A 13,446-nucleotide genomic window follows, 5' to 3' on the forward strand; every position below is an offset into this window, starting at 1 on the left:
TGGCCGACCACCCGGACTGGGCCTCGACCGACCTCTCGTCGTTGGCGAAGCTCACCTGTGGTGGTTCTGCCGTGCCCAACCGCATCCTGAGCGCCTACGAGGAGCGGGGCCTGTCGTTCTCGCAGGGCTATGGGATGACCGAGACGTCGCCGGGCGCGACCGCGCTGCCGCCGGCGATGACCCGGGCCAAGCAGGGCAGCGTCGGGCTCCCCCACTTCTTCACCGACGTCCGGATCGCCGGCCCCGACGGCACGCCGGCACCGCCCGGCACGATCGGCGAGATCGAGATCGCCGGCCCCAACGTGTTCGCCGGCTACCTCGGCCTCCCCGACGCGACGCGCGACGCGTTCACCGCCGACGGCTGGTTCCGCTCGGGCGACCTGGGCTACCTGGACGCCGACGGGTGCCTCTACATCGCCGGCCGACTCAAGGACATGATCATCTCGGGCGGCGAGAACATCTACCCGGCCGAGCTCGAGCTGCTGCTGGGCGAGCTCGACGGCGTCACGGCGGCCGCGGTCATCGGAGTTCCGGACGATCGATGGGGCGAGGTCCCGTGGGCGATCCTGACCGTGCGCGAGGGTGTCACCGTCGACACCGCGACCGTGCGGGAGCTGCTGGCCGGCAAGGTCGCCCGCTACAAGCTGCCGCGGAACGTGGTCACCGTCGACGAGCTGCCGCGGACCGCGTCGGGGAAGGTGCGAAAGACCGAGCTGCGGCAACGGTACGCCGGTTAGCCGCGGCGCGATCGGCGACCAGCTCGGCGAACTCGGCCGCCGACGGCGCCGCCAGCCGCTCGTGCGTCCGGCGGTAGACCTCGACCGACCGCTCGGCCGGCCAACGCGCGTCCATGAACTCACGCGGCAGGCGCGGGTCGGTCCGCAGCAACGCCAGCCAGTCCGCCACGAGCATCGTCCGCAGGGTCAGCGCGCTGGGCGCTCGCGTGGCCGGACCCGGGTCCTCCCACGCCTCGATGAACGCCAGGTGCTCGCGGCGGATGGCCTCGATGTCCCAGGCGGCCCGGACGCTGTCGGCGATCGGGAACGACGGCAGCTCCCGGGCGTGGAAGCCGACGACCGTGTTCGGGGGCAGGTCCTCCCGCAACGGTTCGAGCGCGCTGGCCAGGTCGACCTCGCCCGGTGCCAGCCACAGACCGTCGCGCAGCGGCGCGAAGCCCTCCCAGGTGAGCGTCGAACGCAACCGGTGCCGGAGCGTGCGCTGGTCCTCGGGAATGGTGAACGTGACGAGCGTCCAGCCGGTGCCCTGCGGGTCGAACGGGTGCGGGCCCCGCACGCGCGCGGTCGCCTCGCGCAGGACCGCGGTGCCGTGCCCCGTCAGCGAGAACAGGATCTCCCGCCCGCTCCGGTTCCGCGCGAGGATGCCCGTCTGCACGAGCCGGTCGAGGGTGGCCCGCGTAGCCGGCGCCGCGACACCGGCACCGTCGAGCACCCCGATCAGCACGCTGGCGCGGATCGGGCCGGGATCGTCGTCGACGACGTGCTCGCCGAAGAAGGCGAGCAGCAGTTGCTTCGGCTGACGACTCCGCACGGTCCGCTCCTCCGGCCGGATCTGGCGATCAGGCACGCTCGACCGCCCTGCTCCCGTGATACCACCGCAGCACCCGCCGCTCGACCAGGCCGAAGGTGGCGGCGAGAACCACTCCGACGAGTCCGAGCAGGAGGATGCCGCTCCACATCTCGGCGATCAGGTAGTTCCGCTGGAAGTAGGCGATCCGGTAGCCCAGGCCGGCGGACGACGCGAACATCTCCGAGATGACCATGAGGATGAGCGCGACCGACAGGGCCTGCCGCACGCCGGTCATGATGCGCGGGCTCGCCGCGGGCAGCACCAGGAACCGGAGTCGTTGCCACCGCCCGATCCGGAAGGAGGCCGCGGTCTCGGACAGCACGCTGTCCGTGGAGCGGACGCCGTCCACCGTGTTCAGCAGGATCGGCCACACGGCGCCGGAGACGATGACCACCACCTTCATCGTGTCGGTGATGCCGAGCAGCAGCATCCCGACGGGGATCAGCACCGGCGGTGGGATCGCGCGGAAGAACTCCAGCAAGGGCTCGACCACCTCACCCAGCGCGCGGGACAGGCCCACGAGCGTACCCGCGCCGACGCCGACGACGATCGACGCGACGATGCCGAAAGCGAGCCGGTAGAGGCTGGGCAGCACGTCCTCGACGAAGGCCGGACCGATCCAGGTGTCGGCGAAGGCGCGCAGGATGGCCACGGGGCCGGGGAAGAACCGGTTCGTCGACCTGGTCGATGCCAGGCCCCAGCACACCAGGAGCACGAACGGCAGGCCGACCGGGAAGAGCAGACCCCCGAGGAGGCGCCGGGCCTGCACCGGCGCGACCGGTCCGGTCCGGGCGGTCACGGCGCCTCCGCCCCGCGCACGGACTGGTGCCACGCCAGCGAGCGTCGTTCGACGAACCGGAAGACGATGTTGACCAGGAGGCCGAGCAGCCCGGTGAGCACGACCAGCGCGTACAGGCCCTGTGCGTCGCCGGCGGACCGCGAGAGCTCGATCATCCGGCCGATGCCGGGGTTGCCGATCACCATCTCCGACGTGATGGCAAGGATGAGCGCGACCGCCGCAGCGAGCCGGATCCCGGTCATGAGGTACGGCAGGGCCGTCGGCAGCACGACGTAGGCCAGCCGCTGCCGGCGCCGCAGGCCGTAGCTGCGGGCGGTGTCGCGGGCGACCGCGTCCACGTCGGCCACGCCGTAGATCATCTGCACGAACACCTGCCAGAACGCGGCGTACACGATGACGACCAGGGCCGCCTTGAGCTGGATGCCGAACATCAGCACGGCGAGCGGGATGAGGGCGACCGACGGGATCGGCCGCAGGAACTCGACCATCGTGTGTGTCGCGCGGCGCAGGAAGGGCACCAGGCCGACCACCGTGCCCAGCACCACGGCGGCGACGGTCGCCAGGGCCAGGCCGATCGCCCACGACGTCATGGTGAAACCGAGCCGGCGCCAGAAGGCGAGGTCGCGCAGCTCCTCGGCGATCCGCGCGAGCACGTCCGTGGCGTACGGCAGGTACTGCTGGTCGACGAGGCCCAGCGCCGGCACGAGTTGCCACACGACGAGGAACCCGACCAGGCCGGAGAGGCCCAGCAGCGCCTTGCGCGGGACGCGCATGTCTCTCCCGGGCCCGGTCTACTGCTGCTGGATGAGCCGGTCGAAGTTGGGCTGGCGGTCCAGCACGCCGTACTTGCCGGCGAGCGTGGCGAGCGTCTCCAGGCTCGCCCGGTCGACCTGCCAGCCGAAGGCCGGCAGGCGCACCGAGTCGGCCACGGCGTCGGGCAGTTCGAGGTTGTCCTTGATGGACTGGCGGACCGCGGCCTCGTTGGCCGGGTCCAGCGCCCACAGGAGCGTCTCCTTCATCGCCGCCGAGAAGGCGGCGACGAGGTCGGCGTCGGAGTCCATCCGTTTCTTCGTCGCGATCGTGGTCAGGGTCGCGAGGCCGGGCACGGTCGCCTGGTAGGGCGCCACCACGAAGGTGTCGCCGCGGCCGCGCAGCTGGGTGGCGAACGGCTCCGGCACCCAGGCGGCGTCGATGTTGCCGGCCTGGAGCTGCGCGGGCGCGTCGGGGAAGGCGACCTCGACGAACTTGACCTTCGTCGGGTCGCCCCCGTCCTTCTCCACCGCCGCCATGATCGTCACGTCGCCGGCGGCGCCCAGGCTGTTGACCGCCACGCGCCGGCCCGCGAGCTGGGCGGGCCGGGTGATGCCGGAGCTGGCCGACGCCACGACGGCGTTGATGTCGTCGCCGGTCGCGTACGACGACGCGTAGTTGCCGATCACCACGACACCGAGATCCTGCAGATCCGCCCGGATCGGGCCGAACGGCTGGCCGATGGCGAAGTCGATGTCGCCGTTGATCAGGGCCGGAATAGCCTGCGCTCCACCCTGTGCTGGCAACACCTCCACCCGCAGGCCGTGCTTGGCGAAGATGCCCGCCGTGCTGCCGCCCCACAGCGCGGCGGTTTCGGTGATCGGCAACGCGGCGACCCGGACCAGGCGCAGCTGCGCGCTGCCCTCGTCGGAGGGGGTCGCGTCCGAGTCCGTGCATCCGGAAAGGGCGATCGCGACAGCGGCGACGAGCCCGAGAGCGCTGACCTTCTTCATTGACGAGACCCTTCGTGGGGCGGTGGTGGGATCGTCGGGTACGTGAAGGGAAATGTCAATGAATTCTGACGACCGTCGAAGATGAGTTAAATATTGCGGCTACGGACCGCCACACGCCAGCGTCGGCGCGGCCGCGGTCCCCGCACCGAGGAACCCGAAGACGGTCGAACCACCGGCGGGGATCGCGCCGTTCCAGGACAGGTTCCGCACGGCGTAACCCGCGCTGCCGCCGGACAGCGCGCCGTTCCACACCTGCGTGATGGTGGTGCTCCCGGCGAAGCCGAGGTTGACCACCCAGCCGTTGACGGCCGCGTCGCCGGCCCGCACGGTCACCTCGCCCTGGAACCCGCCGGCCCAGGCGTTGACCTGCCGGTAGCTCGCGACGCAGTCACCACCGGCCGGGGGCGGGGTCGTGGTCGGTGGCGGCGTCGGGGTGGTGCCGCTCAGCCCGAAGAACGCGACCGCGGCCGCCGCCATCCCGCCGGAGGGCAGGCTGTGTCCGGCGCCCTGGATGCTGTAGGCCTCCACCCGCACCGCCCCGGCGGCGTCGGCGTAGCGGCGCCGGTTCCAGCCCGACCGCGGTGTGTCCGCGGACGTCGGCGTCTGGCTCAGGCCGAACACGTCGGTCCACTGCTCGATGGACTCCTGCAACAGCGAGTACGGCACCAGCGTGTCGTTCGTCCCGTGCCAGAGCTGCACCGGGGGTCGCGCTCCGGTGTAGCCCGGGTACGCCTGCCGGACGGCGTCCCCCCACTGCCGCGGCGTGCGGTCCATGGCACCGCCGGTGCACCGGCTGCTGCCGGGCGGATAGTCGGCCGCGTTGGCGAAGCAGTTGAACGGAACGCCCATGAACGCGGCTCCGGCCCGGAAGACGTCCGGGTACAGCGCGAGCATGTGGTTGGTCATCATGCCGCCGGACGAGCTGCCCGTGGCGTAGACCCGGTTCCGGTCACCGCCGTACTGTCGCTGCACGTAGGCCACCATCGACACGATCGAGACCGGATCGCTGCCGCCACCTCGGCGCTTGGCCGCGTCCGACCAGGTGTCGAAACAGTTGCCGAAGCCGGCCTGCTGCGTCGCCGTCGGATAGACCACGATGAACCCGTGCTGGTCGGCCAGCGAGGCGAACTCGCTGCTCGAATAGAAGCCGGGCCCGGATCCGCCGCACCCGTGCATGGCGACCACGATCGCCGGCTGTGCCGGACGCGCGTCGGGCACGTAGACGTGCATCCGCATTCCGCCCGGGTTGTCGCCGAAGTTGGCCACCTCGGTCAACGACGCCGCGGCCGCCGGTGGGGCCAGCCCCGGAACGATCAACATCGCGGCGGCCGCCGCGACGATGGCGGCGGAGCCGGCGAGCAGCGTTCGACGAAGTTCCATACGTCACTCCTCGATCCTTAGAAGGACGTGACGCATCGCCGCCGGACCGTCGACGCGGTCGCGCGGCCCGGCGTGCGCGATCGCGGCACGCCCGCGGGATGGGTGCCGACCAGCACCGCTAGGCGTGCCCGGTGAGCGCCTCGCGGCGAGGATCGGTCAGCTGCCTGGCGTCGCCGGCTCCCGCGCCGCCAGATGCATGACATTCAGTGTCCCCCTCGGACACTGAATCGTCAATCGATGTAGACCGATGCCGGCGACTAGCGGCGCAGGCGCACCGGGTCCGGCCCGCTGCGGCGGACGAGCCAGGCGTCGGTGATGTGGGTGAACATGGCATCGGCGGCGCCGGCCGGGTCGTGTGCGGCGATGCGCTCGTAGATCCGCCGGTGGCCACGGTTGGACGCGACGCACAGCGCGCGCTCGGTGCGCCCCAGGTAAGCGGCGGTCCGGATGACCTGGCTCTGCAACGAGCGCACGACCGCACGGGCGACGCGGTTGCCGGAGGCGCGCATGATCGTGTCGTGGAAGGCGCGGTCGTGTTCCTCGTAGGTCACGTGGTCGCCGACGAGCTCGTCCATGCGGTCGACCTGGGCGCGCAGCCGTTCGACGGTCTCCTGGTCGGCCTGCCGGGCGGCGACGTTCGCCATGTCGGACTCGAGCACCCGCCGGGTGACCACCACGTCGTCGAGAATGGCCAGGCCCTCGTCCTCGGCGATCGTCGCTCCGAGGACGAGCTCGTCGAGCATGTCCCACTCCGACGGGGCGGTGACGATCGTGCCGGTGCCCTGCCGGACCTGCACCAGCCCCTTCTCCTGCAGGATCTTGACCGCCTCGCGGACGACGGTGCGGCTCACCGCGAAGGTCTCGCAGAGCGCCGGCTCCGGCGGCAGCGGCGTGCCGGGCTGATGAACACCCCGGACGATCCGTTGCACCAGCTCGGCGGTGATCGCCTTGGCCAGGTTGGTCGATCGCCGCGCCCAGGCCGGGGGTGCCGCGTCCGCGCCGTCCAGTTGCCGTGAAGCCGTCATCTTTCCCTCCGGCCGCCCGTTCGCCGGACTCGTGGCCCGATCGCGGCAGTATACGGCACTGTATTGACGTCTAACGTCATACGAGTTACGTTTCTCGGCACTCTGAGCACGATGGTCCCTCCCGCACCTTCTGGAGAGTGAGCGGCGATGAAGCAGCGAGCACTGTGGTCAGCGGTCCTGATAGCGGTTCTGGCGGCGTCCGGGTGCGGGAGCGCCTCCGGCCCGAAGGAAGCGGACAAGGCAGCGTCCGGCGGGAAGCTCCTCGTCTGGGACTGGAAGTCCGGCGACGCCACCGCGGCCTCGTACGTGGCGAAAGCGAAGGCCGACTTCGCCAAGAAACACCCGGACACGACGGTCGAGTTCGTGGCACAGCCCTTCGACCAGTACTACACGCTGCTGGGCGCGGCCGTGCAGGCCGGCAAGGGCCCCGACGTCATGCTGTTCAACGGCGGCGGGCAGATCCGCGACCGCGTCGACTCCCTGGTCCCCCTCGACGAGTACATCGCGGACGACAAGCAGCGCCTGGCCGGCTGGGACGCGTTCGGCAAGGATGGCAAGACCTACGCGGCGCCCGTGACCCTGCAGGGGCACCCCATCTACTACAACAAGGCGCTCTACCAGAAGGCCGGCCTGAACCCCGACAACCCACCGCGGACGTGGGCCGAGTTCACCGCCAACTGCGCCGCCATCGCCAAGGCCGGCGCCAAGTGCTTCGCGCAGGGCAACAAGGAAGGCATCGGCATCCAGTTCTTCATGTCGGGCCTCGGCTCGGGGATCCTGACGCCCCAGGAGTACGACGACTGGATCGCCGGAAAGCGTGACTGGCAATCGCCCGACGTCAAGCGGCTCTTCCAGCTGTGGAAGGAGGTCAACGACTCCGGCCTGAACACGGACGGTGCCAACTCGACCGCCATGTTCAACGACGCCTTCGGGTTGTTCGAGGCGGGCAAGGGGGCCCACATGATCGGCCTGATGTCCGACATCGGCCACTGGAAGGACTTCAACGAGTTCCTGAAGCCGGAGAATGTCGGGGTCATGACGGCACCGGTCGTCACGGAGGGCGCCACGCCCAACCTCCCCTACGACGGCGGCATCGGCTACGCCGTGGCCAAGTCGACGAAGGACCCCAAGCTCGCCGCCGACCTCGTGCGTTCCCTGACCTCGACCGAGGCCCTCACCGCGTTCTACGCCGACGCCGGCGCGATCGCCGCCGACACCACGATCGACGTCTCCACGGCCGGCCCGGCGGTGGCCACGATCGTGTCCGACCTCAAGGCCGGAAAGCCCGCCCTGCACGTAGCCCTCTCCTCGAAGACGATCGACCTGATGGGACGCCTGTCCCAGCAGCTGCTCAGTGGTTCCGTCACGGTCGACGACGCGCTCAAGCAACTGGCCGCCTCGGACAAGCCGGCCTGACCGATGGTCAACCGCACCTCGCATCCGTCGGTCCGCCCGGCTCCGGCCGGGCGGGCCGCGGGCCCGCGGACGCCGTCGCCACCGCGCGCGGCGCGGCGGCGGGCCGCCCGCGGCATGCGCGGCGAACGACTGGCGCCCTACGTCCTCGTCGCCCCGGCGATCCTGATCATCGTCGCGCTGCGGCTGTGGCCACTGACGCTCGGCGTCAACTTCTCCTTCACCGGCGACGGCGAGCGCGACGGAGCCGCGGTCGGGCTCGACAACTACAAGGAACTCTTCCAGGACCCGCTGTTCCAGATCGCCTTGCGCAACGTCGGCCTCCTGGTCCTGCTGCTGCCGATCGCGGTGGCCATCCCGGGTCTGCTGGCGACGTTCATCTACCTGCGCGTGCCGGGCCACCGGCTCTTCCGCAGCGTCTACTTCTTCCCCGCCGTGTTGTCCCCCGTCATCGTCGGGGCGATCTTCAACCTGCTGCTCGCCTTCGACGGTCCCCTCAACGCCGCGCTCGGCACCGTGGGTCTCGGACCCGTCGACTGGCTCGGCGACCCGGACATCGCCATGTTCGCGGTCGTCGGCGTCCACGTCTGGGCCACGTTCGGCATGGCTCTGGTGGTCTTCCTCGCCGGCTTCGCCACTTTGGACGGTGCCCTGCTCGACGCCGCCCGGGTCGACGGCGCATCCCTGGCGCAGGTCATCTGGCACGTGATCATCCCCGGCCTGTCGCGCACCATCCAGTTCGTCTTCGTCACGACGATGATCGGCATGCTGACGTCCATGTTCGGTCTGCTCTACGTCATGACCAGCGGCGGGCCGGAGGGCTCCACCTACCTGCCCGAGTACTACATCTGGATCCAGCAGGGACAGCTGAACCGGCCGGCACTGGCCTCCGCGGCCTCGACCGTCCTCTTCGTCATCATGCTCGTCGTCGGGATGCTGCAGCTGAGCCTGCTGCGCCGCGCCGTGAAGGAGTCCTGATGTCGCGCACCCCGGTGAGCCGCTGGCTGGTCGCCATACCCATGGGCCTGCTCGCCGCGGCGACCGTCTACCCGCTGCTGTTCACCGGCAACGTCGCGATGAAGACCAGACGGGAGTACGTCCTCGACCGGTTCGGCGTCTCGTCGTCGTTGCGCTTCGACAACATCACCGACGCGTGGACCAGCGTGGGGATGGGACGCTACTTCCTCAACTCGGTCGTCGTGGTCACCGCCGCGGTCGTCGTGCTCCTCCTGGTCGGTTCGATGGCCGGCTTCGCCCTGAGCCAGATCAGGTTCCGCGGATCGTCGATCCTGTTCCTGGGCTGCCTCGCGGCGCTGTTCATCCCCTTCCAGGTGATCATGGTGCCGCTGGCCCGGGTCATGGCCGACACCGGTCTCATCGACACGTATCCCGGCCTGGTCCTCGCCTACGTGGCGCAGTTCCTTCCGTTCACGGTGTTCCTGATGACCAGCTACTACCGCACGATCGCGCCGGAGATCATCGACGCCGCGCGGATCGACGGCAACAGCCTCTACGGCGTATACCGCCGGATCATGCTGCCGATCGGCGCTCCCGCGCTGCTGTCGGTCGGCATCCTCAACGCCCTCTTCTGCTGGAACGACGTTCTGATCGCCCTGCTGATGATGCCGTCCGCCGAGCACCGCACGCTCATGGTCGGCGTGACCGCGCTGCGGGGCCAGTACTCGGCCAACATCCCCACCTTCGCGTCCGGCGTGCTCATCGCCGCGGCCCCCGTCCTCCTGCTCTACCTGTTCCTCCAGCGCCAGATCGCCGACGGGGTCACCGCCGGCGCCACGAAAGGCTGACATGCGCATCACCGGGTATCGAACGCTGACGACGGTCCACGAGTGGGGCCGGCCCGTCGGCGACGCCAACGGCGTCTACGCCGACGGCGGCGTGCCGGTGCCGATCGTCATGGTCGACACCGACGAGGGCATCACGGGCATCGGGCTCGGCCCCCACTCCCACATCGACTCCGTCTTCCCGGCGATCGTGGGCGAGGACCCGCGCGGCGTCACGGCGCTGTACGACCGCATGCTCAGGCAGACCTTCAAGGCCGGCCACGCCGGATCCGTCTTCGGCACCATCGGCGCCCTCGACACCGCGCTGTGGGACATCAAGGCCCGGGCGGCCGGCGAACCCCTGTGGCGCATGCTCGGTGGGCGCGACCGCACGGTCCCCGCGTACGCCTCCGGTCTGGACATCGGCCTGACCGACGACGAGCTCGTCGCGCTCTACGCCGGGTACGCGGCCCGGGGCCTGCGGGCCGCCAAGCTCAAGGGCGGCCTCGACGTGGAACACGACCTGCGCCGCCTGCTGCTGGTGCGCGAGGTGTTGACCGACGCCGCACACGGCCTGCGACCCGGCCTGATGCTCGACGCCAACGAGTGCTGGACCCGCAAGCAGGCCGTGCGGCACGTCCGCGAGTTCGAGCGCGCCCTGGATCTCACCTGGATCGAGGAACCGGTCAGGCGCTGGGACGCCGCCGGCCTCGCCGCCGTCAGCCAGGGCGTCCACGCCTCGGTCGCCAGCGGCGAGAACCTCACCGGCCTGGAGCAGTTCCGTCCGCTGATCGCGGCCGGAGCCGTCGACGTCGTGCAGACCGCCGCGGTCTGGGGCGTCACCCACTTCCTTCGCGTGTCGGCGCTGGCCCACGCCCACGACCTGCCCGTCAGCCCGATCGGCACCACACCGGTCGGCCTGCTGCACGCGGCCACGTCCGTGCCCAACCATCTGGCCAGCGAGCTGCAGGACCTGCACCCGCCGGTCGGCGTCTCGGTCGACGTGTCGGTCGAGGACGGCGCGTTCGTGCTCGGCGACTCCCCCGGCCTCGGGCTCGCGATCGACGAGGCGGTCGTCGCGACCTCGGCCCGCCACATCGACACCAGCACGGCCGACGGGCCACACGTCCGGCCCGAGCGGGCCGGGCACCGCCTGTTCGCCGTGCCCGACCACCTTGTGACCGCCCGCCGCCACGTCGCGAACGGCGCGCACCGGTCGAGCGGCAGCGCGGCCTTCGATCGGGCACTCCCCCGTCCCGTCCCGCAACAGGAGGTCCCATGCTCGGATCCTCACCCACCACGGTCCGCAGGCTGACATCGGCCGCGGTGGCCACCGGTCTGGCCGTCGCGACGACGGTCCTGATCGCCCCGGCCGCGCCGGCTCTGGCGGCCACCACCACGCTCTACGCCGCGCCCGCGGGCGGCGACACCGCCTGCTCCAGCAGCCAACCGTGCTCCCTGTCCGCCGCGCAGGCGCGCGTGCGGTCCCTGGTCGGCGCGATGACCGGCGACATCGTCGTGCAACTGGCCGGCGGCACCTACCGGCTGACCGCGCCGCTGCGGTTCACGGCCGCCGACTCCGGCGCCAACGGCTACCGCGTGTCCTGGCAGTCAGCCCCGTCCGCGCAACCCGTGATCAGCGGCGCCCGGGCCGTCGCCGGCTGGACGCTCGTCGACTCCGGCCGCAACATCTGGCGGGCCAACGTCGGCGCCGGGCTCGACAGCCGGCAGCTCTACGTCAACGGCGCGCTCGCCACCCGGGCCCGCACCCAGGTCAACCGCGGCGACTTCACCGCCTCCAGCACCGGGTTGAGCTTCACCAACAGCGCACTGGGCTATCTCAACAACCTGGCCAACAAGAGCCGGGTCCAGCTGGAGAGCGTCAACTCCTTCACGGACCGGTACGTCTCGGTCCAGAGCATCAGCGGCAACGTCATCACCATGCAGCAGCCGGGCTGGAGCAACAACAACTTCGGGTACGACACCTTCACCAGCCCGCACCGGGCCGGGCCGCTCTACCTGGCGAACGCGTACGAGTTCCTTGACGCGCCGGGTGAGTGGCACCTCGATCCCGGCACCGGCGCGCTGTCCTACATCCCGCTCAGCGGGCAGAACATGAACAGCGTCGCCGTGGAGCTGCCGACCCTCCAGTCCCTGGTCAGCGTCGGCGGCACCTACGACGCACCCGCACACCACCTCACCTTCAGCGGGATCACCTTCACCGGCACGAGCTGGCTCGGCGCGAGCAGCAACCAGGGCTACGTGGACCAGCAGACCGGCGCCTACATCAGCGGCAACTGGAGCTGGCCCGGATTCAGCACGTGTCACAACGGCTGCCCACAGTTCGAGGCGACCCGGCCCAACTGGCAGCAGATGCCGGCCGCGGTGCAGGTGTCGGCGGCCAACAACGTCACGTTCAGCGACGCGCGGTTCGTCAACCTCGGTCAGACCGCCATCGGCATCGGCAACGACGCCAACGCCCACTCGAGCGGGGTCGGCCTCGGCACGAGCAACATCACCGTCACCCGGTCCGAGATCGCCCGCAACGCGGCCGGCGGGATCGTGGTCGGCGGTGTCCGCGCCGACGCGCACCACCCCAGCGACCAGAGGATGGTCAACCGGGACGTCACCATCAGCGACAACCGGCTGCACGACCTGGGCATCGAGTACCGCGGCATCGTCTCGGTGCTCACGACGTACGTCACCAACTCGACGGTCTCGCACAACGAGGTCTACAACCTGCCGTACACCGGGATGTCCATCGGTTATGGCTGGGGCTCCAACGACGCGGGCGGCAGCGACCACTACGCGGACCGCGGCCTCTACAACTACCAGCCGCGCTACACCACGGCGACGACGGCGTCCAACAACCGGCTGGTCGGCAACTACGTCCATGACGTGATGCAGCAGATGAACGACGGTGGCTGCATCTACACGCTCTCGGCGAACCCCGGCGGGCTGGTCAGCGACAACTACTGTCTGCGGACCAACGGATACTTCGGGATCTACTTCGACGAGGGCTCCCGCTACTTCACCGCCCGCAACAACGTCTTCTCGTCGACCGGCACGTGGGCCACCGCCAACTACTGGTTCGCCGAGAACATGGGCAACTTCACGGTCACCAACAACTGGTCGACCAACGGCAGCACGAACGTGACCAACGGCGACCGCGGCAACGTCGTCTCCGGCAACGTCACGGTGACCAACGGCAACTGGCCGTCCGGTGCCCAGTCGGTGATGGCCAGCGCCGGACCGCAGAGCACGACAAACCCGCAGAGCGTCACCATCGTCGGTGGTGCGTCCGGCCGCTGCGTCGACGTACCGGGCTCGGCCACGGCCAACGGCACACAGGTGGCCCTGTGGGACTGCCACGGCGGCACGAACCAGCGGTGGACGTACACGTCGAGCAAGCAGTTGACGGTGTACGGCAACAAGTGCCTGGACGCCTCGAACCAGGGCACCACCAACGGCACGGCGGCCATCATCTGGGACTGCAACGGCCAGACTAACCAGCAGTGGAACGTCGGCACCAACGGCACGATCACCAGCGCCCAGTCGGGCCTGTGCCTGGACGCCAGCGCCAACGGCACAGCCAACGGCACGAAACTGCACCTCTGGTCCTGCCACGGCGGCACGAACCAGCAGTGGATCCTGCGCGGCTGACCACGCGGACCGGCTCGGGCGCTCTGTCGAGTGCC

Annotated in this window: 12 protein-coding genes; 6 read left to right on the forward strand and 6 right to left on the reverse strand. The window is 70.3% G+C overall.

Features of this window, described 5'->3' with window-relative positions; all coding sequences use genetic code 11:
* The coding region (locus AB0H87_RS26945) for an AMP-binding protein (RefSeq protein WP_360151247.1) at positions 1–737 on the forward strand (737 nt) is incomplete at its 5' end.
* Here the strand turns inward: AB0H87_RS26945 and AB0H87_RS26950 are convergent.
* The 6 genes from AB0H87_RS26950 to AB0H87_RS26975 form a co-directional block, all read right to left on the reverse strand.
* Positions 661–1,548 (reverse strand): PaaX family transcriptional regulator C-terminal domain-containing protein, encoded by an 888-nt coding sequence (locus tag AB0H87_RS26950; RefSeq protein WP_360151250.1) that lies wholly within the window; start codon positions 1,546–1,548, stop codon positions 661–663. The genes AB0H87_RS26945 and AB0H87_RS26950 overlap by 77 nt on opposite strands.
* A gap of 28 nt (positions 1,549–1,576) precedes the next feature.
* The gene (locus AB0H87_RS26955; protein WP_360151253.1) at positions 1,577–2,386 is read right to left on the reverse strand and encodes an ABC transporter permease; all 810 of its coding nucleotides are present in this window, start codon (positions 2,384–2,386) and stop codon (positions 1,577–1,579) included.
* The gene (locus AB0H87_RS26960) at positions 2,383–3,159 is read right to left on the reverse strand and encodes an ABC transporter permease subunit (protein WP_360151256.1); all 777 of its coding nucleotides are present in this window, start codon (positions 3,157–3,159) and stop codon (positions 2,383–2,385) included. Before AB0H87_RS26960 ends, AB0H87_RS26955 begins: the two co-directional genes overlap by 4 nt.
* A gap of 18 nt (positions 3,160–3,177) precedes the next feature.
* Positions 3,178–4,149 carry an ABC transporter substrate-binding protein gene (locus AB0H87_RS26965; protein WP_360151259.1) on the reverse strand — a complete coding sequence of 324 codons (972 nt, stop codon included), beginning with the start codon at positions 4,147–4,149 and terminating at the stop codon, positions 3,178–3,180.
* A gap of 99 nt (positions 4,150–4,248) precedes the next feature.
* Positions 4,249–5,529 carry a PHB depolymerase family esterase gene (locus tag AB0H87_RS26970; protein WP_360151262.1) on the reverse strand — a complete coding sequence of 427 codons (1,281 nt, stop codon included), beginning with the start codon at positions 5,527–5,529 and terminating at the stop codon, positions 4,249–4,251.
* A gap of 257 nt (positions 5,530–5,786) precedes the next feature.
* Positions 5,787–6,554: a FadR/GntR family transcriptional regulator gene (locus AB0H87_RS26975; RefSeq protein WP_360151265.1), complete on the reverse strand. Its 768-nt coding sequence runs from the start codon at positions 6,552–6,554 to the stop codon at positions 5,787–5,789.
* A 147-nt stretch (positions 6,555–6,701) separates the two neighbouring features.
* On the opposite strand from AB0H87_RS26975, the gene AB0H87_RS26980 reads away from it, so the two are divergent.
* The 5 genes from AB0H87_RS26980 to AB0H87_RS27000 are packed head-to-tail and all read left to right on the forward strand — an operon-like array spanning position 6,702 to position 13,411.
* Positions 6,702–7,970, forward strand: a complete 1,269-nt coding sequence (locus tag AB0H87_RS26980; protein ID WP_360151268.1) for an extracellular solute-binding protein — start codon at positions 6,702–6,704, stop codon at positions 7,968–7,970.
* 3 nt (positions 7,971–7,973) lie between these two features.
* The gene (locus AB0H87_RS26985; protein WP_360151271.1) at positions 7,974–8,945 is read left to right on the forward strand and encodes a sugar ABC transporter permease; all 972 of its coding nucleotides are present in this window, start codon (positions 7,974–7,976) and stop codon (positions 8,943–8,945) included.
* A complete protein-coding gene (locus tag AB0H87_RS26990; protein WP_360151274.1) occupies positions 8,945–9,772 on the forward strand; it encodes a carbohydrate ABC transporter permease in 828 nt (275 codons plus the stop codon). The genes AB0H87_RS26985 and AB0H87_RS26990 overlap by 1 nt, the downstream gene beginning before the upstream one ends.
* A 1-nt stretch (position 9,773) precedes the next feature.
* Positions 9,774–11,063 carry a mandelate racemase/muconate lactonizing enzyme family protein gene (locus AB0H87_RS26995; RefSeq protein WP_360151277.1) on the forward strand — a complete coding sequence of 430 codons (1,290 nt, stop codon included), beginning with the start codon at positions 9,774–9,776 and terminating at the stop codon, positions 11,061–11,063.
* Entirely contained in the window at positions 11,027–13,411 is a 2,385-nt protein-coding gene (locus AB0H87_RS27000; RefSeq protein ID WP_360151279.1) for a ricin-type beta-trefoil lectin domain protein, read from the forward strand. The genes AB0H87_RS26995 and AB0H87_RS27000 overlap by 37 nt, the downstream gene beginning before the upstream one ends.
* Positions 13,412–13,446 lie beyond the last annotated feature (35 nt).

It is taken from the genome of Asanoa sp. NPDC050611, assembly GCF_040654855.1.
Taxonomy (GTDB): domain Bacteria; phylum Actinomycetota; class Actinomycetes; order Mycobacteriales; family Micromonosporaceae; genus Asanoa.

What these genes read in the sequence shown, in the direction of transcription:
- AB0H87_RS26960 (WP_360151256.1), bottom strand. Translation starts at nt 3,159, where the DNA reads ATGCGCGTCCCGCGCAAGGCGCTGCTGGGCCTCTCCGGCCTGGTCGGG.
- AB0H87_RS26965 (WP_360151259.1), bottom strand. Translation starts at nt 4,149, where the DNA reads ATGAAGAAGGTCAGCGCTCTCGGGCTCGTCGCCGCTGTCGCGATCGCC.
- AB0H87_RS26970 (WP_360151262.1), bottom strand. Translation starts at nt 5,529, where the DNA reads ATGGAACTTCGTCGAACGCTGCTCGCCGGCTCCGCCGCCATCGTCGCG.
- AB0H87_RS26975 (WP_360151265.1), bottom strand. Translation starts at nt 6,554, where the DNA reads ATGACGGCTTCACGGCAACTGGACGGCGCGGACGCGGCACCCCCGGCC.
- AB0H87_RS26980 (WP_360151268.1), top strand. Translation starts at nt 6,702, where the DNA reads ATGAAGCAGCGAGCACTGTGGTCAGCGGTCCTGATAGCGGTTCTGGCG.
- AB0H87_RS26985 (WP_360151271.1), top strand. Translation starts at nt 7,974, where the DNA reads ATGGTCAACCGCACCTCGCATCCGTCGGTCCGCCCGGCTCCGGCCGGG.
- AB0H87_RS26990 (WP_360151274.1), top strand. Translation starts at nt 8,945, where the DNA reads ATGTCGCGCACCCCGGTGAGCCGCTGGCTGGTCGCCATACCCATGGGC.
- AB0H87_RS26995 (WP_360151277.1), top strand. Translation starts at nt 9,774, where the DNA reads ATGCGCATCACCGGGTATCGAACGCTGACGACGGTCCACGAGTGGGGC.
- AB0H87_RS27000 (WP_360151279.1), top strand. Translation starts at nt 11,027, where the DNA reads ATGCTCGGATCCTCACCCACCACGGTCCGCAGGCTGACATCGGCCGCG.